The sequence below is a fragment of the Exiguobacterium sp. s183 genome (assembly GCF_018617655.1).
In the GTDB taxonomy this organism is placed as follows: Bacteria; Bacillota; Bacilli; order Exiguobacteriales; family Exiguobacteriaceae; genus Exiguobacterium; species Exiguobacterium aestuarii_A.
Genome location: NZ_JACSKN010000001.1, coordinates 937,448 through 959,173, shown reverse-complemented (window position 1 = coordinate 959,173; position 21,726 = coordinate 937,448). Strand labels below are relative to the sequence as shown.

Genomic DNA, 21,726 nt, shown 5'->3' with positions numbered 1-21,726 from the left:
TTCGTTCGTGTATAAGTATTATACGCGTTCAACGAGACCTGATTTAAGTGCGCGAGCTGAAACCCAAACGCGTTTCGGTTTACCGTCAACGAGAATACGAACTTTTTGTACGTTTACACCCCAAGTACGTTTTGTCTTGTTGAGTGCGTGCGAACGGTTGTTACCTGATTTAGGTGATTTACCTGTTACGTAGCATTTACGTGCCATGCGTTTCCCCTCCTTTTTTATGTGGGTTCGTCCTAATAGACACTCGTTTATATTAGCACGGCTTTTTTCCCGATGCAACTAGAAAATCGTACCATGACAAGAAAAAAACTTGACATTACTCTCAAGGATTTGAATAATGAATGAGGTTATCGCGTTAATTGACCGAGTTTCTGGAGCAGGTTCTTTTAATAACTAGGTACTTATTGTAGAATGTACATTAGGAATCATTCCGAATAAAGGAGGCTACTCCATATGGCAATTGAAATGAAGACAACATATGGCAATATTGACATCACAAGTGACGTCATCGCGACACTCGCAGGTGGTGCGGCGATGGAATGCTTCGGTGTGGTCGGCATGGCTTCACAAGCACAATTGAAAGACGGCATTGCTGAATTGTTAAAACGTGAAAATTATGCACGTGGTGTCGTCGTACGTCAAGAAGACGAAGACGTACATATCGACATGCACATCATTGTAAGCTACGGAACGAAAGTATCTGAAGTTGCATACAACGTGCAGAGCCGAGTGAAGTATACGCTTGGAGAAACTTTAGGATTAAACGTTTCGTCGGTAAATATATTCGTTCAAGGCGTTCGTCTGACGAATGACTGACGAAAACGGAGGAGGATTTGGTGTGGGTTTAAAACGTTTAGATGGATTGGCGCTCTCAAACATGATCGCGAACGGAGCGGCCAACTTGAGCCAAAACGCAGATTATGTGGATTCGCTTAACGTCTTCCCGGTTCCAGACGGAGATACGGGAACGAACATGAACTTGACGATGACGTCGGGTGCGAAAGAAGTAGCAGCGATGAACTCATCAGATATCGCAGAGGTGTCATCGAAGTTTGCTCGTGGACTACTTATGGGAGCACGAGGAAACTCAGGCGTTATTTTAAGTCAGTTGTTCCGTGGATTCGGTAAAGCGGTTGAAGGCAAAGCGGAACTGACAACGGTTGATTTTGCAGAGGCGCTCAAGCGCGGTGTCGATACGGCATACAAGGCGGTTATGAAACCGGTTGAAGGAACGATTTTGACGGTTGCTCGTGAAGCGGCCGACGAAGCGCTTCTTGCGTCAGAGTCGACAAGTGATTTCACTGAATTTATGAAACGTGTCATCGTAGAAGCGAAAGCATCGTTAGACCGTACACCGGACTTGTTGCCGGTATTAAAAGAAGTCGGCGTCGTCGACTCAGGCGGTCAAGGTCTTCTCGTCATCTACGAAGGATTCCTTGCAAGCCTTGAAGGAAAAGAACTCGAGAAACCACATGCACCTGTCATGGATGCGTTGATCGAGGCAGAACATCATGCCCATGCTGCACAAGGATTCATGTCAACAGAAGACATTGAATTCGGTTACTGCACGGAAATCATGGTTCGTTTCCAAGACGATAAGTTAAAGGATGCGCCGTTCAATGAAGACGCATTCCGTAACGAATTGTCAGAACTAGGAGATTCTCTCCTTGTCGTCGCGGACGAAGAACTCTTAAAAGTTCACGTTCACGTCGAGACTCCAGGTGAGGTCATCACGAAAGGTCAGCGTTTCGGTGAACTCGTTGCAGTCAAAATCGAGAACATGCGTCAACAACACTCGACAATCCTTGAAGAAGAACACGGCGCAAATCAGCACGGTGTTCAACAGGCCGAGAAGCCAAAAGCACCATTTGCGATCGTAACGGTGGCAATGGGTGAAGGTGTCAGTGAATTGTTCCGTTCGCTTGGGGCGGCACATGTTATCGAAGGCGGTCAGACGATGAACCCATCGACAGAAGATATCGTCAAGGCGATTGAATCTGCACATGCGGAACATGTCTTTATCTTCCCGAACAACTCAAACATCATCATGGCTGCTGAGCAAGCGGCGTCTGTCGCACCATGCGGCGTCTCTGTCATCCCGACGAAGACGGTCCCACAAGGTCTTGCGGCTGCAATCGCCTTCAACCCAGAGGCGGATGTCGAGATGAACGAACAAGCGATGAAAGCGGCTGCCGCGACTGTGAAGTCTGGTCAAGTCACTTACGCTGTTCGTGATACGAGCATCGATGGCGTGGAAATCAAGAAAGACGAGCATATGGCAATCGCAGAGAAGAAAATTGTTTCTTCATCGACGTCAAGCCTCGAAGCGGCTAAAAAGTTGGTCGATGTACTCGTCGAAGCAGATGATGAAATCATCACGATCTTAACAGGTGAAGGCTCATCTGAATCAGACGTGGAAGCGTTGACGTCATATATCGAATCTGTAAATGATGAGATTGAGATTGAAGTACACGACGGCAAACAACCGCTTTACTCTTATATTTTTAGTGTGGAATAAGCTGTTTCAAGTCCCTACCTTCTGTATAATGAAGGTAGGGATTTTTGAAAGGGGGAAAATGAAGTGAAATATCGTAGTGTGTTTGACATTATTGGTCCTGTCATGGTCGGGCCATCGAGTTCACATACAGCAGGTGCCGCACGCATCGGGCTGATGGCAGGGAAGTTATTTGGGCGAACGCCCCGCACCGCGCGCATCACGTTTTACGGATCGTTTGCGGACACGTATCGGGGTCACGGTACGGATGTCGCGATCGTCGGTGGGATTATGGGATTCGATACGTTTGACTTGCGAATCCCACAGGCGTTAGACATCGCCGGTGAAAAAGGAATCGAGGTCATCTTTGAGACGAGTGACTTGTTGACGGATCATCCGAATACAGCCCGTGTCTTACTCGAAGATGAGTTTGGGACATTTGAAATCGTCGGGATTTCAATCGGCGGGGGAACGATTGAGATTACGGAACTAAATGGGTTCCCGTTGAAATTGACAGGTGGGGGACCTGCGCTCGTCGTCTTGCATCATGACCGATTCGGCGCCATCGCTGCAGTGACCGGCGTCTTGGCGAATCATCAATTGAACATCGGGCATATGGAAGTGAGTCGCCACGAAAAAGGAATGCAAGCTTTGATGGCGATTGAGATTGATGAAACGATTCCTGCTGAAGTGATCGCAGAACTGGAACGGTTACCGCAAATCGAACGGATAGCTATTTTTGGGGAATAAGGAGAATGTGAGATGTTTAAATCAGTAGAAGAGTTAGTGACGATTGCCACAGAACGAGGCATCCCGATTTCTGAAGTCATGATCGAACAAGAGATGCACGTCAGACGCTCGAGTCGGGAGGACATCATCGGGATGATGGACCGAAACCTCGAGGTCATGGAAGAAGCGGTTGAACGCGCCCTTCAAGGTGTTACATCGGTGACAGGATTGACGGGGAACGATGCCGTACTCATGCAAGAGTATATCCGATCAGGTAAATCACTTGCTGGAGACCTCATTTTAGATGCCGTGTCAAAAGCAATCGGGACGAACGAAGTGAATGCTGCGATGGGACGGATTTGTGCGACACCGACTGCGGGGAGTGCAGGCGTCGTACCTGGAACGTTATTCGCTGTGAAAGACCGTCTCGAGATGGACCGCGATGCGATGATTCGTTACTTGTTCACGTCAGGTGCTTTCGGTTTCGTGGTAGCGAATAACGCCTCGATCTCGGGAGCGGCAGGTGGCTGCCAGGCAGAGGTCGGTTCAGCGACCGGAATGGCTGCAGCCGCCATCGTCGAAGCAGCCGGCGGGACACCGGACCAGTCGGCGACGGCGTTCGCGATTGCCCTTAAGAACATGCTCGGTCTCGTCTGTGACCCGGTGGCAGGACTCGTTGAAGTCCCATGTGTAAAACGAAACGCCATGGGTGGTGCCAATGCCATTGTTGCGGCGGACATGGCCCTCGCGGGAATCACATCACGCATTCCTTGTGACGAAGTCATTTCAGCGATGCATGAAGTCGGTCAAATGATGCCGACCGCATTGAAAGAGACGGCGAAAGGTGGGCTGGCGAATACGCCGACGGCTCGTCGCCTCGAACGAAATATATTTGGAGCGAAAGAAGATGCAAAACAATGAACGACTGACGACTCTGAAAGGAGTCGGGCCGGAGATGGCCAAAAAACTAGAAGTGATGGGACTTGTTCGAATCGAGGACGTGCTAGAGCACGTCCCGTTTCGTTATGAGAATTATAATAGTGGGACCGTAACGACTGCCGTTCACGGTGACTTGGTCAAGTGGAGTGGGACAGTCCAGGCAGAACCGCTCGTTCGCTACTATAGTAAAGGTAAGAATCGACTTCAGTTCAGATTGTTGTTAGAAGAACGTTATGCGGTCCAAGTGACGATGTTTAACCGTGCGTTTTATAAAGAGAAGTTAGCAATCGGCGAGACCGTCACGGTCAAAGGGAAATGGGACATGAATCGAATGACGATCAGCGCGACCGACCTCGAGTTCGGTGCTCCGTCAGGCGGACTTCAACCAATCTATTCATTACGAGCGGGTCTTACGCAAAAGAACTTTAGTCGGATCGTCAAGTTAGCATTCGAACAAGTGGGCGAGCTTCCGGAGCGGGTACCGCCGTCCATACGGGCCAGGTATCGACTTGAGGACCGAATGGATATGCTACGCGGCATGCACTTTCCGGATACCGTGGAAACGTATAAGCAGGCGAGACGGAGTTATGTTTATGAAGAATGCCTCATGTATCAATTGAAATTACAGGCGTTTCGAAAAATGGAGCGGTCAGGAAACGGTCGGGCCCTTCAACTCGATAAGCATCAATTGAACGAGTTCGTCAAACGACTCGCATTTCCGTTGACGGGAGCCCAAACACGGGTCATCCGTGAAATCGTATCCGATTTGGAGAAGCCAGAACGGATGAATCGATTGCTACAAGGGGATGTCGGGAGCGGGAAGACCGTCGTTGCCGCGATTGCCTTGTATGCGACTGTCATGGCGGGGTATCAAGGGGCGTTGATGGTGCCGACTGAGATTTTAGCAGAACAACATGCGACGTCTTTACAGGAATTGTTCGAACCGTTCGGCATCACCATCGCTCTCTTGACGAGCTCAGTGAAAGGAAAGGCGCGAGAAGCGCTTCTAACGGCAATTCAATCAGGAGACGTCAACATCATCGTGGGGACACATGCACTCATTCAAGGACCCGTCGAGTTTTCGAACTTACATTTGGCGATTACGGATGAACAACATCGATTCGGTGTCGAACAACGAAAGAAACTTCGCGATAAAGCGGAATTTGCGGACGTCTTATATATGACCGCGACCCCGATTCCGAGGACACTTGCCATCAGCGCGTTCGGAGAGATGGACGTCTCAACAATCGATGAGATGCCAAAAGGCCGAAAACCGATTGAAACGTACTGGGCGAAGCAAGACCAAATCGACCGTGTCCATTCGATGGTCGACCGTGAACTGTCTCTCGGTCGTCAAGCATATGTGATCGCACCACTGATCGAGGAGTCGGATACGCTTGAGGTCGAAAGTGCGACGGCTTTGTATGAACTGTTGAAAGAACGGTTTCCGAACTATTCTGTGGGGCTGATGCATGGAAAGCTATCGAGCGCAGAAAAAGACGACGTGATGAAGTCATTTGCTGACAATGCGACGCAAATTCTCGTATCGACGACGGTCGTCGAAGTCGGGGTGAACGTTCCGAACGCTTCACTCATCATCATCCATGACGCCGAACGTTTCGGTCTCGCGCAATTGCACCAGCTACGTGGCCGCGTCGGTCGTGGTGCCCATCAATCGTTCTGTATCCTCGTCGGGGACCCGAAGTCAGATGTCGGGAAAGTACGACTGAAAACGATGACAGAGACGAACGATGGATTCGTATTGGCAGAGAAAGATTTAGAGTTACGTGGTGCCGGTGATTTCTTTGGTACCGCCCAAAGCGGTCTTCCGAGCTTCCGGGTCGCAGATCCCGTTCTCGATTTAAAAGTGATGGAAGTAGCCATGCAAGATGCCGTGAAACTTCTCGGGAGCGACGCCTTTTGGCATGACGCCCAATACGAAGGATTACGTGGCTATTTGAAACAACTCGACCTTCTCGTTGGGGAAAGGTTAGAATAATACTTGAAAATGACGACTAAAGAATATATACTGCTATTAGTACCAGGTATTAAGTTCTTTAGCGATTAGTTTAGGAGGGAACTGAATGCGGGTACCTAAGAAAGAGCGGCAACGCTTGTTACAAGAAACGATTGAGCGCAACCCGTTCATCAAAGACGAAGAACTATCAAAACAGTTTTCCGTCAGCATCCAGACGATTCGACTCGACCGGATGGAATTAAAAATTCCAGAAGTGAGGGAACGAATCAAACATGTGGCTTCCGAGCACCTCGATGAAGTCAAATCGCTTTCAATGAGCGAGGTCATCGGTGATATGATTGACTTGAAACTCGATGACTCTGCGATTTCTGTCCTCGATATAGAAAAAGAACACGTCTTTAGCCGCAATGAGATTGCACGTGGGCACGTCCTGTTCGCGCAAGCCAACTCGTTAGCGGTGGCGCTCATCAATGATGAATTGGCGTTGACCACTAAAGCGGAAATCCGGTTTAGTCGCCAGGTTCATCTTGGAGAGCGAGTCGTTGCCAAGGCTCGTGTGATGAAGCTAAGAGGGGACGGGAGAACAGACGTCACGGTCGAAAGTTATGTCGGTGAGGAGCGCGTTTTTGAAGGCGACTTCACGATTTACCGACGTGGTGAGGAGGAACAAGCATGAAATTAGCAATTGATGCAATGGGTGGCGATCACGCACCGAAAGCAATCGTAGAAGGTGTGAAACGGTTCGTCGAACAATATCCGAATGAACCGATGGAACTCTTTCTAGTCGGTGACGAGGTGAAAATTGCCTCTTACGGACTTGACGATCCTCGTGTGACGGTCGTTCCAGCAAGTGAAATCATTACAGGTGAGGATGAGCCTGTTCGTGCGGTCCGCCGCAAAAAGGACAGCTCGCTCGTCGTAGCGGCAAACCTTGTTAAAGAGGGGAAAGCGGATGCTCTCGTGTCTGCCGGGAACACCGGTGCCTTGATGGCAGCTTCTCTCTTCGTCATCGGACGAATCCCAGGAATCGAGCGTCCGGCACTATCTCCGACGTTCCCTACATATACAGGTAGTGGTGTCGTCGTGCTGGATGTCGGAGCGAATCCGGATGCGAAAGCCGAACATCTTGTGGATTATGCAATCATGGGTTCACTGTATGCAGAACATGTCCGTGGCATCAATTCACCGCGTGTCGCCCTTCTCAATATCGGGACGGAAGCCGGAAAAGGAAATGCGCTCACGAAAGAAGCGTTCCCCCTCCTTGAACAGGCCCCTGTCCACTTTGTTGGAAATGTCGAAGCGCGTGAAGCGATGTCGGGAGACGTGGACGTCATCGTGACGGAAGGATTTGCCGGAAACATCTTGTTAAAAGGTGTAGAAGGGTCCTCAGCGATGCTCATGAAGATGATGAAAGAACAATTCACGAGCAACCTTGTATCAAAACTTGCCGCTCTCATCTTAAAGCCGAAATTAAGACGATTGAAAGAAACGCTTGATTATCGTGAACATGGGGGAGCCGGATTATTCGGGATCAATGCGCCTGTCATCAAGGCACACGGATCGAGCGACGCACTTGCGATTGCGAGTGCGTTGAAACAGGCGAAAATCATGGTAGACCACGACGTCGTCGATAAAATCAAGCGTGCCAAAGCGATAGACTAAGCGAAAGCAGGTGAGGACATGGGGAAAGTAGCATGGGTGTTCCCGGGACAAGGCTCTCAAGCCGTTGGAATGGGACAGACCTTTTTAGACCAACCTGAAGCCCTTCAGGCAATCGGGCGTCGACTCGGATTTGACCTTCTTGAAGTCATGTCTGCCGGGTCGAAAGAAGACCTACAAGAAACAGAAGTCGCACAACCAGCAATCGTGGCACATGCCTCGTTGCTTGCACAAGCCTATGCGGCAAACGGTGCGACACCGGATGTCGTCATCGGACATAGCGTAGGAGAGTATGCGGCGCTCGTCTCAGCGGGGGTCATCGATTTAGAAGAGGCGACCGTGCTCGTTCGAGAACGTGGTAATTTGATGTCTTCTGTAAAAGACGGGACGATGGCGGCAGTCGTCGGAATGACCGATCTTCAAGAAGCGCTTCATATCACTGAAAAAATTAGTGCGAGTGGGGACTTGGTTCAAATCGCTAACTTGAATTGCCCTGGTCAGTTTGTCATTTCCGGGCAGATCGATGCGGTCGAACAGGCGAGTGTAGAACTGAAGGCAGCCGGCGCGAAACGGGTATTGCCGTTAAACGTCTCCGGTGCGTTCCACAGTTCATATATGATGCCGGTGGCGACACGTTTCCAAGATGTCCTCGCCTCATCACCGTTCCAAGAAGCGTCTGTCGATTTCATTTCGAACGTGGATGCGGCTGTGCATCGTGATCCCGAACATCTGAAAGCGTTGTTGACGAAACAACTATATTCGTCTGTTCGTTTTGAAGAATGTGTTCGAAAAGCGATTGCAGACGGGGTGGACACGTTCATCGAATTCGGTCCATCGTCACCACTTTCGGGGTTGATTAAACGAATCGATTCGAATGTATCGATTCAAAAGGCGACCACGTTGGAAGAAGTCGCCTCGTTAGGAGGAGAAGTTCGTGCATGATCAAGTAGCGATCGTGACTGGCGCGTCCCGTGGAATCGGTGCGGCCATCGCGAAACGTTTAGGGGAAGACGGCTTCCGAGTCGTCGTGAATTACTCGGGTAGTGAAGAAAAAGCAAACGCTGTCGTGGCGGCCATCATTGAAGCAGGTGGCGATGCTACGGCCGTGAAGGCGGACGTCTCAAACGCTGACGACGTTAAAGCGCTCGTCAAGACGACGGTCGATACGTACGGACGCGTCGATTGTCTTGTGAACAATGCAGGCATCACACGTGACGGGTTACTCATGCGGATGAAAGAAGCGGACTTCAATGACGTCTTATCGACGAACTTGAAAGGCGCGTTCCTCACATCGCAAGCGGTCACACGATCGTTGCTCAAATCAAAATCGGGGCGAATCATCAATATCGCCTCAGTCGTCGGGATCACTGGGAATGCCGGACAAGCCAACTATGCGGCTGCAAAAGCAGGATTGATTGGGTTGACGAAATCAGTGGCACGCGAACTCGCAAGTCGTCATGTGACGGTCAATGCCGTTTGCCCAGGTTTCATTCAAACCGATATGACTGATGCCTTGACAGATGAACAGCGGAACGCTACACTCGAGCAAATTCCGTTCAATCGTTTCGGACAAGTCGAAGATGTGGCGAACCTCGTCTCATTCTTAGCATCTGAACAAGCCGCTTACGTGACGGGTCAGACGATTGCCGTCGATGGCGGCATGACGATGGTGTAAAAGAGAACTTTACCAATAGACAGACATTTAATATACTTACCTTTGGAGGGATTTTATCATGACAAAAGAACAAATTTTAGTAGACGTACAAGAAGCAGTAGCAGAGAAGCTCGGGAAAGACATTTCTGAGATCACTGCAGAGAAATCGTTCAAGGACGACCTTGGCGCTGACTCGCTTGAAGTAATGGAAATGGTGATGGACCTCGAAGACAAATTCGACATCACGATTGAAGACGAAGACGCTGAGAAGCTCGCGACTGTTGGCGACGTAGTAGCGTATATCGAAACAAAAGTGTAATCAAGCCATCCCACCGCTCGGTTTCGAGCGGTGGGCTTGTGCTTATTCATGGAGGGAACTATGACAAAAGACAAACGACGGTTTGACCGTCAAGGGTCGGCGCAGCGTCGCCGGCGTCAGGAAATGGAACGGGCACGCATCTTAGAATTATTCAAGTCATTAGAAGAGCGTTTAGACGTTCAGTTTTCGAATCACGACTTGCTCATGCAGGCGTTCACACACTCTTCTTATGTGAATGAACAACGTGGACTACGAAAAGACAATGAACGCTTAGAATTTTTAGGGGATGCCGTGTTAGAGTTGACCGTATCCCGCTTCCTATATGAGACTTATCCGGAGCGCTCCGAGGGGGAATTAACGAAATTACGGGCGGCGATCGTTTGCGAACCGTCACTCGTGAATTTTGCGGAGGCCTATGCTTTCTCTGACTTCATCTTGCTTGGAAAAGGTGAAGAGTTGACCGGTGGACGAAAACGTCCGGCACTACTTGCCGATGTCTTCGAATCCTATATCGGTGCTCTTTATTTAGACCAAGGGATTGAGGCAGTCGAACGATTCCTCGCCGAAGCGGTTTTTCCGAAAGTCTTAGCGGGTGTATTTGAAGAACAGACCGATTTCAAGAGCCAGTTGCAGGAAAGTGTGCAACGGGAAGGCTTAGGTCCGGTCACGTATGAAATCATCGAGGAGCGAGGACCGGCGCATAGCCGTGAATTCGTTGCCCATGCACGTCTCAGCGACGACATCGTCGGGGAGGGAGTTGGGCGCTCAAAAAAAGAAGCCGAGCAGTTGGCTGCTAAAGAAGCGCTCATCGCGTTCAATCGACGTTACGCTGATCTATAAACAAAAAGGAGTGGACCATTCACAATGGTTCCACTCCTTTTTCATGTCAATTGACCGAGTTCTTCGACAATCCCGTCGACTTCCGATAAAGAGAGGGAAGAACGTGTCATTACGTACTCGTAAATCTCTTTCACCGCTGATGGGTCAGCCGCATTATATTCTTCCGCCTTGATTGCACCGCGGTTAATAATGTTCATTTTGTCTAAAATCGCTTCAATCATCTGTTCATTCGTCATCTGTATTCCCCTTTCTACAGTTCTTTTAAGAATAGCATGATTCTGTCATTTTGACGAACTGTTAACTGTGGTAAAATATACAGATGAATGCTTACTGCGGATAGGATGGTCACGATGCACTTAAAACGAATCGAACTCGCTGGCTTTAAATCATTTGCCAAGCGAATTGAATTAGATTTCCGTCCCGGCGTCACGGCTGTAGTAGGGCCGAACGGAAGCGGAAAATCCAATATATCGGACGCTGTTCGCTGGGTACTTGGAGAACAGTCGGCCAAATCACTTCGCGGTGCCAAGATGGAAGACGTCATCTTTGCCGGAAGTGAAGGTGAGAATCACCGAAACGTCGCGGAGGTCACGCTCGTCCTCGATAATCGCGACGAACAGTTACATCTCCCTTATGAAGAAGTGAGTGTGACCCGTCGCGTGACCCGAAGTGGGGACAGCGACTATTTTATGAATAAAAAACCATGTCGTCTAAAAGACGTTATTGACCTCTTTTTAGACACAGGTCTTTCCCGTGATGCATTCGCGATCATCGGGCAAGGTCGAGTCGAACAAGTCATTTCCGGTAAGCCGGAAGACCGCCGTGCCGTCATCGAAGAGGCGGCGGGTGTCCTCAAGTATCGCCAGCGTAAAAAACAGGCTGAGCGTAAATTGCAAGACACTGAATTGAACTTGTCACGTGTCGACGACATTTTGTTTGAATTGGCCGATCGGGTGGAACCACTTCGTGAGCAGGCGGCGCTCGCTCGGGAATATACAGTGGCCAAGGCCCGTCATGACGAACTCGAGACGGGGATCATGGGTGCCGAAATTCAGTTGCTCCAACAAGAAATTGAACAAGTGACGGTACGTCATACAGAATCAATCAAGCAATTATCGGATTGTGATCGTTCGGTACAACACCTCACGGAGGAACGTAGTCAACTTGAGGCTACGCTATCGACCCTTCGTGACGAGTTATCCGAGATGAACCAAAAAGAGCGCGAACAGTCGACGTATGTCGAACGTTTGACCGGTGACATCAAGCTCGCGAAAGCACAAGAAGAGCATGGAGCCGAGATGAAAGAGCGTCTCGTCCGTCAACGTGAAGAAGTGAGCGCCGAGATGGAAGAGCTAGAGACTCGACTGGTGGTCGTTCGTGATGAATTGTCTAAAAAAGTAGATACGTTGCGACAAACGACCGAGGCGAGAGATACGCTTCAACAACAGTTGACAGCCGCCTCGCGTGATTTCAATGCCGAGATCGAAGCGTTACAAAGTGAGGCGTTCGAACTCGCGACAACACGAGCGACAATCAGTAACCAACAAAAGCGGGAGCAACGGGATATCGATGTCGCCATCGAGTCGAAAGAACGTCTCCTTCGTGAGAACAAACATCGTCTTGATGATCGGTCTTCACAAGAAGCAACACTCGAAGCGACACGGGAACGATACGAAGATGTGCAAGGTCGTTTCGAATTACTAAGTAAAAAAGAAGCGGAACTTCGCGACCAAGAGACGGCGATCCGCGAAAAGTTGACACGGGCAGAAACGTCTTACTATGACCTCGAACGTCGTCGTCAAAAGACGGAAGATCGGATTGAGATGCTCGAACGGATGAAGCAATCGTATGAAGGATATTTCCATGCGGTTAAGTTTGTATTGAAAGACCGTTCATCAGGTGTGCTTGGTGCCGTCGCTGAACTGATTCGTGTTCGTCCTTCGTATGAAGCCGCCATCGAGACGGCTCTCGGACAGACGCAACAACATGTCGTCGTCAAAGACGAGACAGTCGGACGTCATGAAATCGATCGATTGCGCAAAGCGAACGCAGGTCGCGCGACGTTCTTACCGATGACGACGATCAAACCAAGATTTGTACCGACTGAGGTGTTACATCGCCTCGAATCGATGACTGGATTTGTTGGGGTGGCATCTGATTTAGTCGAGACGGACGAGTCGTTCGAAACGTTGAAAAAATCACTTCTCGGTTCGGTGCTTGTCGCCGAGACATTAGAAGTCGCGAACCGGATTGCGCAAATGACCGGATACCGTTTCCGCGTCGTCACGCTCGAAGGAGACATCGTGAACGTCGGTGGTTCGATGACCGGTGGGAGTCGTAAGCAAGGGGTGGCCTTGTTCACGCAATCGCGTGAGTTAGACGACTTGAAACAAGGATTGACGCAAGGGCTTGCGATGCTTCATGAGCAAAAACAACGTCTTCAAGAATACACGGAAGCGTTGAAGACAATCACTGAAGCATTATCAACGCTACGAGACGAGAAACGTACCGTCGAAGGATCACTTCGAGAAGTCGAGGCTGCTTACCGTACCGCCGAACGCGCCTCGCTTGATGCCAAGTCACAACTTGAACTGTTCGATCATGAGATGCTGCGTTATGAGAAAACGATTGAGACGTCGACAGCCGAGCTCGAACGTTTGACGAAAACGTTGGCGGATACGGATAAAGAGCAAGCGGACATTCGTGTTCGACTAGAGTCGCTTCGTGCCGAACAGGCAAAAAGTGCCGAAAGTACGGGGCAACTTGAAACGTTGCTTCGTCAAAACGAGCTCGACCTACAACGCCATACGCTCGAAGAAGAACGGGTTCGTTATGAAGTGGAGCGCTTGACGACTGAACGGAAACGTCTACAGGAACGCACTGATCAGATGAATCGTGAGCTCACGCGACTCGACAGTGGGGAAGTCGTCTCATCTGCCGAGTTAGAAGAGACGCTCGCTACGGCCAAACTTGAATTCAGCAACATTCAAGGGCGACTTCAAGAGATGACGGCAACGCTCAAGTCAAACGAGGAAGCGTACCGCATCATGCGTCAGCGCGTCGATCAGGCAACGGAAGCACGGCGTCAGGCGGAAGCAGTCGTTCGAAAACTAGAGACGGCGAAACAAGAGTTTGAATTAAAACGGCAGTGGAAGCTAGATGCGTTAGAGGAACACGGACTCGTTGCAGAACTCTTGCCGGCGCTTGAGATTCCTCTTGATGAGGCGAAAGAAGAGTTCAAATTACTCGTTCGTCAAATTGAAGAGATCGGACCGGTTAACTTGAATGCGATCGAGGAGTTCGATAGCGTTCACGAACGCTTTACGTTCTTGTCTGAACAGCGGGATGACTTGGTCAGTGCGAAAGAAGATTTGTATGAGATCATCGCCGAGATGGACCGTGAAGTGACACGTCTTTTCAAAGAGACATATACGAACGTTCGGGCACACTTCAAACAGACGTTCACCGAGTTGTTCGGTGGGGGCGAAGCCGATTTGAAATTGGTCGATGAGTCCGACTTGTTGAATACAGGGATTGAGATCGTCGCCAAACCGCCTGGCAAAAAGCTTCAGACGCTCAGTCTGTTGTCTGGAGGAGAGCGTGCACTCACGGCAATCGCCTTACTGTTTGCGATTTTAAAAACGCGTCCGGTACCATTCTGTGTCCTCGATGAAGTCGAAGCGGCGCTTGATGAGGCGAACGTACATCGGTTCGGGGAATATATTCGCACGCTCTCAATCGACACGCAATTTGTCATCATCACGCACCGAAAAGGTACAATGGAAGCGGCAGATACGCTTTATGGCGTCACGATGCAACAGAACGGAGTGTCCGAAGTGTTATCGGTCGAACTGTCTGAAGCAAAACGTGTCGTAGAAATGGATGAAGAGATGGAGGAATCACGTTGAGTTTTTTCAAGAAATTAAAAGAAAAATTAACGACATCTACCCAAGAGGTGTCACAAAAGTTTACAGATGGATTGACGAAGACGCGTGACGGATTTGCGAGTGCCGTCAACGACCTCGTTTACCGTTTTCGCGAGGTGGATGAGGACTTCTTCGATGAACTCGAAGATCTGCTCATCCAAGCGGATGTCGGCGTCACGACGACGATGGACCTTGTCGAAGACTTGAAAGAAGAAGTCAAACGACGCAACTTGAAGGACCCGGTCGCTGTTCGGGATGCTCTCGTTGAAGTGGTGGCGAAACGCCTTCAGGAAGACGAATCTGACCGCGAACTGAACATGCAAGACGGGCTCACGGTCATCTTGTTTGTCGGTGTGAACGGGGTCGGAAAGACGACGACAATCGGGAAACTGGCGCATCAATTGAAGTCGGAAGGTCGTAACGTCATGCTCGCGGCAGGAGACACGTTCCGTGCAGGAGCGATCGAGCAACTTCAAGTATGGGGCGAACGCGTCGGAGTACCGGTCATTCGTCAAACGGAAGGGTCTGACCCGGCTGCCGTCGTATACGATGCAGTTCAATCTGCGAAGTCACGTAACATGGACGTGCTCATCTGTGACACGGCGGGACGCCTTCAAAATAAAGTGAACTTAATGAAAGAACTTGAAAAAGTGAAGCGGGTCATCGAACGAGAAGTCCCGAACGGACCACATGAGGTGTTACTCGCATTAGATGCAACGACCGGACAAAACGCTATGATTCAAGCAAAAGCGTTCAAAGAAGCGACGAACGTGAGCGGGATCGTCTTGACGAAACTCGACGGTACAGCAAAAGGTGGGATTGTTCTCGCGATTCGAAATGAACTCGATATTCCGGTCAAATATGTCGGTCTCGGGGAGAAGATGGACGATTTGCAAGAGTTTGACCCAGAGCAGTTCGTCCTGGGGTTGTTCGGAGACGTTTTCGAGGACAAATCAGAAGAGGACTCAACTGAAAATGAGGACACAAACAAAGACCTCGCCTAAGTTTTACTGTTAAGAAAAAAACTTGACAAGTACTAGGCACGGCTGTACTATTGGTAGTTGTAAAGGGATTTCACTTAACATGTGGAGGTGAAAGGTTTGACGCTCGAAAAAACGAATCGCATGAACTATCTCATCGATTTCTATCAAGCGCTCCTCACACCGAAACAGCGCAACTATATGTCTCTTTATTACCTAGATGACTACTCGCTCGGAGAGATAGCGGAAGAGTTTGAAGTCAGCCGTCAAGCGGTCTACGATAACATAAAGCGTACAGAAACGATGCTTGAACAGTACGAGGAAAAGCTCGCTCTATTCGAAAAATTCGAACAGCGTCAGCAACTTCTTCAGACCCTCAAACGTCAAGTCGAGCTCACGGATGACGTGCAGGCTACGATTTCTGCGCTTGAGAATTTAGAGTAGGGGGCTGGAGCATGGCATTTGAAGGATTATCAGAACGGTTGCAATCGACGCTTTCAAAGATGCGCGGTAAAGGGAAAATCTCTGAGGCTGATGTCAAAGAGATGATGCGTGAGGTTCGCCTCGCCTTACTAGAAGCCGACGTCAACTTTAAAGTGGTCAAGCAATTCGTCAATGACGTGAAAGAACGCGCGGTTGGTCAGGATGTCATGAAATCATTGACGCCAGGTCAACAAGTCGTCAAAATCGTTCACGAAGAGTTGACGAATTTGATGGGAAGCGATGTCGTCCCGATCTCATTCAGTCAGAAACCACCGACAGTCGTCATGATGGTCGGTCTGCAAGGGGCAGGTAAGACGACAACGACCGGGAAGCTAGCGAACTTGATTCGCAAAAAGCATAACCGCAGTCCACTTCTCGTCGCGGCGGATATTTATCGTCCGGCGGCAATCAAGCAGCTCGAGACACTCGGGAAACAACTCGATTTACCGGTCTTCTCACTTGGCGATCAAGTGAAGCCGGAAGAGATTGTGACGAAAGCACTCGAGTACGCAAAAACAAATCATCACGATTTCGTGTTGATCGATACGGCGGGTCGCCTTCATATCGACGAGACGCTCATGGGTGAGCTCGAAAATGTGAAGACGATTGCCAAACCAAATGAAATCTTCCTTGTCGTCGACTCGATGACAGGTCAAGATGCGGTCAATGTGGCCGACAGTTTCAATGAGAAACTCGGAATCACCGGGGTCGTGCTCACAAAGCTCGACGGAGATACACGAGGCGGGGCAGCCCTTTCGATCAAGGCAGTCACGGGAGCGCCGATTAAATTCGTCGGTCTCGGCGAAAAGTTGGATGCCCTCGAACCATTCCATCCAGAACGCATGGCGTCACGGATCCTTGGAATGGGGGACGTGCTCTCGCTCATTGAAAAAGCCGAGACACAGATGGACCAAGACGCAGCGAGAGAGCTAGAAAGCAAAATTCGTGACGCGTCATTCACGTTCGATGATTTCATTGAACAGTTGGGTCAAGTGAAAAACATGGGCCCGATTGATGAATTACTTTCGATGTTACCTGGTGCAGGTAAGATGAAAGGGTTGAAGAACGTCCAAATCGACGAGAAACAACTCGATCACGTCGAAGCGATCATTCGCTCGATGACGAAACATGAGCGTTCCAACCCGGAAGTGCTCAACGCGAGTCGTCGGAAGCGGATCGCAAAAGGTAGCGGTCGCTCGATTCAAGAAGTGAACCGTCTCATTAAACAGTTCGATGACATGAAGAAGCTGATGAAGCAAATGTCAGGACAAATGAAAGGGAAGAAAAAGGGCTTAGGTCTTCCGTTCTTCTAACAAAAACTTTTGTCAGTCGGACAAAAAAGCTGTATACTATAAAAGTTGTCAATTCTTAAACACATGATGGAGGTATATTACCATGGCAGTTAAAATTCGTCTTAAGCGCATGGGCGCAAAAAAATCACCTTTCTACCGTATCGTTGTAGCAGACTCACGTTCACCACGTGACGGTCGCTTCATCGAGCAAGTTGGTCACTACAACCCGGTTGCAAAACCAGAAGCTGAAGTTCGCATCAACGAAGAACTCGCTCTCAAATGGTTGGCAGACGGCGCGAAGCCATCTGACACAGTACGTAACTTGTTCTCTAAAGCAGGGATCATGGAGAAATTCCACAACGCGAAAAACGCGAAGTAATGATGTGGCCGACCTTTTCTGAGGTCGGCCTATTTTGTTGAGGAGGGAACGCGAATGGATTGGTTATACGTTGGGAAAATCGCCAATACGCACGGCCTTAAAGGGGAAGTAAAGATTTTGGCGGCGACAGATTTTCCGGAAGAACGCTTTAAAAAAGGGAACACGTTGTTCCTTGACGTGGACGGAAGGAAACAAGAGATGACGATCACGACGTATCGTCCGCATAAGCAGTTCCATCTCGTCACGTTCAAAGGGTTTGAGAATATCAACCTCATTGAGAAATATAAAGGCTTGAAGTTATATGTTCATGCCGAACACGTGCATAATCTCTCGGAGAACGAATATTACTATCATGAGATTATCGGTTGTGAGGCAATCGTCGATGGTGAGTCGATCGGTGTGATCGATGATATCTTTGAGACGGGTGCGAACGACGTATGGGTCATCAAACGTCCAGGTAAATCGGATGCCCTCATCCCTTATATCGAATCGGTCGTCAAAGAGATCGACGTCGAAGAGAAACGTGTCGTCATCACACCGATTCCTGGAATGATTGACGATGAAGATTGATGTGTTGACGTTATTCCCGGACATGTTCAAGACGCTCGACCATTCCATCGTCGGCCGCGCGAAAGCGCTCAGACAAGTGGAGATGTCGTTCATCAATTTCCGGGATTTTTCAACGAACAAGCATCATAAGGTTGACGATTATCCGTACGGGGGAGGGGCGGGCATGTTGCTTACCCCACAACCGATCTTTGATGCGTTTGACTCGATCGAGGCGAAGTCACCACGTGTCATCCTTACGACACCGACCGGAAAGCCGTTCAATCAGCAGATGGCGGAAGAATGGGCGCGGGAAGAACACCTGATCTTTTTGTGTGGGCATTATGAAGGATTCGACCAACGCATCCACGATGAACTGGCGACAGACGAAGTGTCAATTGGCGACTTTGTCTTGACGGGTGGCGAGCTTGCGACGATGGTGATGATCGATGCGACGGTGAGACTGCTCCCGGACGTCCTCGGCGATCAGGCGAGCCACGAGGATGATTCGTTCTCAACCGGTCTACTGGAATATCCGCACTATACACGACCTGCCGATTTTCGTGGGTTGAAGGTACCGGACGTCCTCCTCTCTGGCAATCATGCCCGCATCGAGACGTGGCGACGCGAACAATCACTCGAGCGAACGTACAGACGTCGACCGGATCTACTCGAGCAACTCGAGCTGACAGAAGACGATAAAAAGTTTCTCCAATCGTTGCGCGATTGAGAAATATATGCTATGTTTGAGCATGTGGGTTAAACCCATCGATTACCGATGTTCCGCTATTGGATGCTTGGGCATATGAAGATATGAACATTGAAGAAAAAGGAGATATGATTCATGAACACACAAAAACTGTTCCGTGAAATCACAGAAGAACAATTCAAATCGGACGTACCTGCTTTCCGTCCTGGTGACACAGTACGTGTCCACGTTAAAGTTGTAGAGGGAACGCGTGAGCGTATCCAGATCTTCGAAGGTGTTGTAATCAAGCGTAAAGGTGGCGGCATCAGCGAAACATTCACAGTCCGTAAGATTTCTTACGGCGTAGGTGTTGAGCGTGCATTCCCGCTTCACTCACCACGCGTTGCACAAATCGAAGTCGTACGCTACGGTAAAGTTCGCCGTGCGAAACTTTACTACCTCCGTAACCTTCGCGGTAAAGCAGCACGTATTAAAGAAATCCGTCGTTAAGATGGGAATTAAGCTTGTCGCTTGCGACAAGCTTCTTTTTTTCTAGTACAATAAGTTCAAATGGATAGAGGAGTGAGTGAAGTTGAAAGAAGTGTTTAGTTGGCTCAAGGCCATCGTTGTCGCTCTTGTCATCGCGTTCGTCATCCGGACGTTCATCTTCGTTCCTGTCATCGTTGAAGGGGAGTCGATGATGCCGACACTCCACAATGCGGATCGAATGATCGTCAGTAAAATTTCGAACTATGTTGGTGAGCTAGACCGAGGTGATATCGTCGTATTCCATGCGACAGAATCAAAAGATTATATTAAACGTGTCATCGCCATTCCAGGCGACACGCTCGAATATCGAGATGACGTGCTCTATATTAACGGTGAAGCGGTAGAAGAACCGTATTTAGACGAGTTCCGCGCACAGATGAACGGGTTCCCGCTGACGGAGAACTTCACGCTTGAACAAGTGACAGGCGAGTCAGTCGTCCCTGAAGACTCATACTTCGTCATGGGAGACAACCGTCAAAACTCGAAGGACAGTCGTGAAATCGGATTTGTGTCGAAAGAGGAGATTGTCGGTAAGACGAACTTCATCTTCTGGCCGCTCGACGATGTTGGCACGGTAGAAGATTAAGGTGGTGCTTTTTTGGCAATTCAATGGTTTCCTGGCCACATGGCCAAAGCAAGAAGACAAGTAACTGAAAAATTAAAATTGATCGATGTCGTCATCGAGCTCGTGGATGCACGTGTGCCACAATCGAGTCGTAACCCGATGGTCGACGAGATTACGGCTGGTAAGCCAAGACTCATCGTCCTCAACAAGGCGGACATGGCCGACCCTGTCGTGACGGACGCGTGGTTACGTGCTCTGAAGCGAGAAGAGGTCGAAGTCGTCGCGGTTGATGCGAAGCATAGCAAAGGCTTGAAACAGCTCATCACAGGCGCGCAAAAGTTGATGCAAGAAAAACATGATCGCATGCGTGAAAAGGGACGTAACCCTGGCCCGATTCGTGCGCTCATCATCGGGATCCCGAACGTCGGGAAGTCGACGCTCATCAACCGTCTCGCAGGTCGTAACATTGCCATCACAGGCGATCGACCGGGTGTGACGAAGCGTCAACAGTGGATCAAGATGAAGGGTGGCGAGATGGAGCTCTTAGATACGCCAGGTATTCTCTGGCCGAAGTTTGAGGACCAACTCGTCGGATATCGTCTCGCCGCGACCGGCGCCATCAAAGACGAGATTCTCAATTTGGATGATATCGCCTTGTATACGGTTCGTGAGTTGCATGCTCGTTATCCTGAACAATTAAAGGAACGCTTCAAACTCGAAACGTTACCGGAGGACGGCGTGGAACTCCTTGAGATGATCGGGAAAAAGCGTGGTCTCATCAGTGGCGGTTACGTCGATTTTGAGAAGGCGAGCGAACTACTTTTGAATGAACTACGGCATGAAAAAATCGGACGGATCTCGCTTGAGACACCGGCTGACCATGAAATGGCGTAAAGTCCTGTGTAAACAGGGCTTTTTTGAATAGGAGGAAGAACGTGACGATTCAACAGATTAAACAACAACTAGCGGACATCCGATATGAAGAATGGGTACAAATCTTCCCAACCTTGTCACAAGACCCCCGAGCAGGCGTGCAAACGTTGCTTCGGCAAAAAGAGCGCCAATTTGAGCGAGAACAAGCATTACAGGACGATTTTGAGCGTCGAATGTCGTATGAACGTGAATGGAAGACGCAAGGGTTCACTCGAATTGTCGGAGTCGATGAGGTCGGGCGTGGACCGCTTGCAGGACCGGTCGTGGCGGCTGCCGTCTTACTACCGGAAGGGTTTTATATGGCAGGGTTGGACGATTCGAAGAAAATGTCGAAAACGGCGAGAGACACGGCATACGAACACATCATGGAAGTCGCGGAAGTCGGTGTCGGAATCGTCGATCCTGCGGTAATCGATGAGGTCAACATCTATGAGGCGACGAAACTTGCGATGATGGAGGCGATTCGTCAAGTCGGGGAGGTCGATGCTTTATTGATTGACGCCATGAAACTGGACCTCGACATTCCTCAGCAGTCCTTGATTAAAGGGGACACGCTCAGCGTGTCAATCGCTGCGGCGAGTGTCGTCGCTAAGGTCGTCCGAGACCGGATGATGGAAGAATACGACCGGACGTATCCCGGTTACGGGTTTGCGAATAATGCCGGGTATGGGACAGAGGCTCATTTAGAAGGATTGAGACGTTACGGGGTGACACCGATCCATCGTCGTACATTCGCCCCGATCAAGCATATGTGAAAGGAGTGATGG

Annotated in this window: 24 protein-coding genes; 22 read left to right on the top strand and 2 right to left on the bottom strand. The window is 49.6% G+C overall.

Features of this window, described 5'->3' with window-relative positions; all coding sequences use genetic code 11:
• Positions 1-18: 18 nt before the first annotated feature.
• Positions 19-207, bottom strand: a complete 189-nt coding sequence (gene rpmB / locus KNP62_RS05125; RefSeq protein WP_015881349.1) for a 50S ribosomal protein L28 — start codon at positions 205-207, stop codon at positions 19-21.
• A gap of 252 nt (positions 208-459) precedes the next feature.
• On the opposite strand from rpmB, the gene KNP62_RS05120 reads away from it, so the two are divergent.
• The 11 genes from KNP62_RS05120 to rnc all read left to right on the top strand — a co-directional run bounded on the left by KNP62_RS05120 (position 460) and on the right by rnc (position 10,618).
• Positions 460-822: an Asp23/Gls24 family envelope stress response protein gene (locus KNP62_RS05120; protein WP_015881350.1), complete on the top strand. Its 363-nt coding sequence runs from the start codon at positions 460-462 to the stop codon at positions 820-822.
• 22 nt (positions 823-844) lie between these two features.
• Positions 845-2,524, top strand: coding sequence for a DAK2 domain-containing protein (locus tag KNP62_RS05115; protein WP_214783821.1), 1,680 nt, complete (start codon positions 845-847; stop codon positions 2,522-2,524).
• A 63-nt stretch (positions 2,525-2,587) separates the two neighbouring features.
• On the top strand, positions 2,588-3,250 hold the full coding sequence (sdaAB, locus tag KNP62_RS05110; RefSeq protein ID WP_214783818.1) for an L-serine ammonia-lyase, iron-sulfur-dependent subunit beta: 663 nt from the start codon (positions 2,588-2,590) through the stop codon (positions 3,248-3,250).
• A 12-nt stretch (positions 3,251-3,262) separates the two neighbouring features.
• A complete protein-coding gene (sdaAA, locus tag KNP62_RS05105; RefSeq protein WP_214783815.1) occupies positions 3,263-4,150 on the top strand; it encodes an L-serine ammonia-lyase, iron-sulfur-dependent, subunit alpha in 888 nt (295 codons plus the stop codon).
• Positions 4,137-6,167 (top strand): ATP-dependent DNA helicase RecG, encoded by a 2,031-nt coding sequence (gene recG, locus KNP62_RS05100; RefSeq protein ID WP_214783812.1) that lies wholly within the window; start codon positions 4,137-4,139, stop codon positions 6,165-6,167. The genes sdaAA and recG overlap by 14 nt, the downstream gene beginning before the upstream one ends.
• Before the next feature lie 85 nt (positions 6,168-6,252).
• Positions 6,253-6,822, top strand: a complete 570-nt coding sequence (fapR, locus tag KNP62_RS05095) for a transcription factor FapR (protein ID WP_074034802.1) — start codon at positions 6,253-6,255, stop codon at positions 6,820-6,822.
• Positions 6,819-7,808, top strand: a complete 990-nt coding sequence (plsX, locus tag KNP62_RS05090; RefSeq protein ID WP_214745504.1) for a phosphate acyltransferase PlsX — start codon at positions 6,819-6,821, stop codon at positions 7,806-7,808. Before fapR ends, plsX begins: the two co-directional genes overlap by 4 nt.
• 18 nt (positions 7,809-7,826) lie before the next feature.
• Entirely contained in the window at positions 7,827-8,747 is a 921-nt protein-coding gene (gene fabD, locus KNP62_RS05085) for an ACP S-malonyltransferase (protein WP_214745501.1), read from the top strand.
• On the top strand, positions 8,740-9,480 hold the full coding sequence (gene fabG, locus KNP62_RS05080) for a 3-oxoacyl-[acyl-carrier-protein] reductase (RefSeq protein ID WP_214783809.1): 741 nt from the start codon (positions 8,740-8,742) through the stop codon (positions 9,478-9,480). The genes fabD and fabG overlap by 8 nt, the downstream gene beginning before the upstream one ends.
• 58 nt (positions 9,481-9,538) lie before the next feature.
• Positions 9,539-9,778 carry an acyl carrier protein gene (gene acpP / locus KNP62_RS05075; RefSeq protein WP_074034794.1) on the top strand — a complete coding sequence of 80 codons (240 nt, stop codon included), beginning with the start codon at positions 9,539-9,541 and terminating at the stop codon, positions 9,776-9,778.
• A 123-nt stretch (positions 9,779-9,901) separates the two neighbouring features.
• Positions 9,902-10,618 (top strand): ribonuclease III, encoded by a 717-nt coding sequence (gene rnc / locus KNP62_RS05070; protein WP_214693956.1) that lies wholly within the window; start codon positions 9,902-9,904, stop codon positions 10,616-10,618.
• A 41-nt stretch (positions 10,619-10,659) separates the two neighbouring features.
• On the opposite strand, the gene KNP62_RS05065 is transcribed toward rnc, so the two are convergent.
• Positions 10,660-10,854, bottom strand: coding sequence for a DUF1128 family protein (locus tag KNP62_RS05065; protein ID WP_015881361.1), 195 nt, complete (start codon positions 10,852-10,854; stop codon positions 10,660-10,662).
• A gap of 114 nt (positions 10,855-10,968) precedes the next feature.
• Between KNP62_RS05065 and smc the strand changes: the two genes are divergently transcribed.
• The 11 genes from smc (at position 10,969) to KNP62_RS05010 (ending at position 21,714) form a co-directional block, all read left to right on the top strand.
• On the top strand, positions 10,969-14,526 hold the full coding sequence (gene smc, locus KNP62_RS05060; protein ID WP_214783806.1) for a chromosome segregation protein SMC: 3,558 nt from the start codon (positions 10,969-10,971) through the stop codon (positions 14,524-14,526).
• Complete coding sequence (gene ftsY / locus KNP62_RS05055) at positions 14,523-15,548, top strand: signal recognition particle-docking protein FtsY (RefSeq protein ID WP_074034782.1); 1,026 nt, start codon at positions 14,523-14,525, stop codon at positions 15,546-15,548. The genes smc and ftsY overlap by 4 nt, the downstream gene beginning before the upstream one ends.
• Positions 15,549-15,644: 96 nt before the next feature.
• Positions 15,645-15,968: a putative DNA-binding protein gene (locus KNP62_RS05050; RefSeq protein ID WP_074034780.1), complete on the top strand. Its 324-nt coding sequence runs from the start codon at positions 15,645-15,647 to the stop codon at positions 15,966-15,968.
• 11 nt (positions 15,969-15,979) lie between these two features.
• A complete protein-coding gene (gene ffh, locus KNP62_RS05045; RefSeq protein WP_214783803.1) occupies positions 15,980-17,320 on the top strand; it encodes a signal recognition particle protein in 1,341 nt (446 codons plus the stop codon).
• Between the two features lie 82 nt (positions 17,321-17,402).
• Positions 17,403-17,678 carry a 30S ribosomal protein S16 gene (gene rpsP / locus KNP62_RS05040; RefSeq protein ID WP_015881366.1) on the top strand — a complete coding sequence of 92 codons (276 nt, stop codon included), beginning with the start codon at positions 17,403-17,405 and terminating at the stop codon, positions 17,676-17,678.
• Positions 17,679-17,732: 54 nt separating this feature from the next.
• The gene (gene rimM / locus KNP62_RS05035; RefSeq protein ID WP_214783800.1) at positions 17,733-18,248 is read left to right on the top strand and encodes a ribosome maturation factor RimM; all 516 of its coding nucleotides are present in this window, start codon (positions 17,733-17,735) and stop codon (positions 18,246-18,248) included.
• Positions 18,238-18,954 (top strand): tRNA (guanosine(37)-N1)-methyltransferase TrmD, encoded by a 717-nt coding sequence (gene trmD, locus KNP62_RS05030; RefSeq protein WP_214783797.1) that lies wholly within the window; start codon positions 18,238-18,240, stop codon positions 18,952-18,954. Before rimM ends, trmD begins: the two co-directional genes overlap by 11 nt.
• A gap of 114 nt (positions 18,955-19,068) precedes the next feature.
• Positions 19,069-19,422 (top strand): 50S ribosomal protein L19, encoded by a 354-nt coding sequence (gene rplS / locus KNP62_RS05025; protein WP_015881369.1) that lies wholly within the window; start codon positions 19,069-19,071, stop codon positions 19,420-19,422.
• Positions 19,423-19,504: 82 nt separating this feature from the next.
• Complete coding sequence (gene lepB / locus KNP62_RS05020) at positions 19,505-20,047, top strand: signal peptidase I (RefSeq protein ID WP_074034770.1); 543 nt, start codon at positions 19,505-19,507, stop codon at positions 20,045-20,047.
• 12 nt (positions 20,048-20,059) lie between these two features.
• The gene (ylqF, locus tag KNP62_RS05015) at positions 20,060-20,920 is read left to right on the top strand and encodes a ribosome biogenesis GTPase YlqF (protein ID WP_214745483.1); all 861 of its coding nucleotides are present in this window, start codon (positions 20,060-20,062) and stop codon (positions 20,918-20,920) included.
• A 41-nt stretch (positions 20,921-20,961) separates the two neighbouring features.
• Positions 20,962-21,714, top strand: a complete 753-nt coding sequence (locus KNP62_RS05010; RefSeq protein ID WP_214783794.1) for a ribonuclease HII — start codon at positions 20,962-20,964, stop codon at positions 21,712-21,714.
• Positions 21,715-21,726 lie beyond the last annotated feature (12 nt).

Excerpts from the sequence above, each read along its gene's own strand:
- rpmB (WP_015881349.1), bottom strand. The coding sequence starts at position 207 with ATGGCACGTAAATGCTACGTAACAGGTAAATCACCTAAATCAGGTAAC.
- KNP62_RS05120 (WP_015881350.1), top strand. The coding sequence starts at position 460 with ATGGCAATTGAAATGAAGACAACATATGGCAATATTGACATCACAAGT.
- sdaAA (WP_214783815.1), top strand. The coding sequence starts at position 3,263 with ATGTTTAAATCAGTAGAAGAGTTAGTGACGATTGCCACAGAACGAGGC.
- recG (WP_214783812.1), top strand. The coding sequence starts at position 4,137 with ATGCAAAACAATGAACGACTGACGACTCTGAAAGGAGTCGGGCCGGAG.
- fapR (WP_074034802.1), top strand. The coding sequence starts at position 6,253 with ATGCGGGTACCTAAGAAAGAGCGGCAACGCTTGTTACAAGAAACGATT.
- plsX (WP_214745504.1), top strand. The coding sequence starts at position 6,819 with ATGAAATTAGCAATTGATGCAATGGGTGGCGATCACGCACCGAAAGCA.
- fabD (WP_214745501.1), top strand. The coding sequence starts at position 7,827 with ATGGGGAAAGTAGCATGGGTGTTCCCGGGACAAGGCTCTCAAGCCGTT.
- acpP (WP_074034794.1), top strand. The coding sequence starts at position 9,539 with ATGACAAAAGAACAAATTTTAGTAGACGTACAAGAAGCAGTAGCAGAG.
- rnc (WP_214693956.1), top strand. The coding sequence starts at position 9,902 with ATGGAACGGGCACGCATCTTAGAATTATTCAAGTCATTAGAAGAGCGT.
- KNP62_RS05065 (WP_015881361.1), bottom strand. The coding sequence starts at position 10,854 with ATGACGAATGAACAGATGATTGAAGCGATTTTAGACAAAATGAACATT.
- smc (WP_214783806.1), top strand. The coding sequence starts at position 10,969 with ATGCACTTAAAACGAATCGAACTCGCTGGCTTTAAATCATTTGCCAAG.
- ffh (WP_214783803.1), top strand. The coding sequence starts at position 15,980 with ATGGCATTTGAAGGATTATCAGAACGGTTGCAATCGACGCTTTCAAAG.
- rpsP (WP_015881366.1), top strand. The coding sequence starts at position 17,403 with ATGGCAGTTAAAATTCGTCTTAAGCGCATGGGCGCAAAAAAATCACCT.
- rimM (WP_214783800.1), top strand. The coding sequence starts at position 17,733 with ATGGATTGGTTATACGTTGGGAAAATCGCCAATACGCACGGCCTTAAA.
- trmD (WP_214783797.1), top strand. The coding sequence starts at position 18,238 with ATGAAGATTGATGTGTTGACGTTATTCCCGGACATGTTCAAGACGCTC.
- rplS (WP_015881369.1), top strand. The coding sequence starts at position 19,069 with ATGAACACACAAAAACTGTTCCGTGAAATCACAGAAGAACAATTCAAA.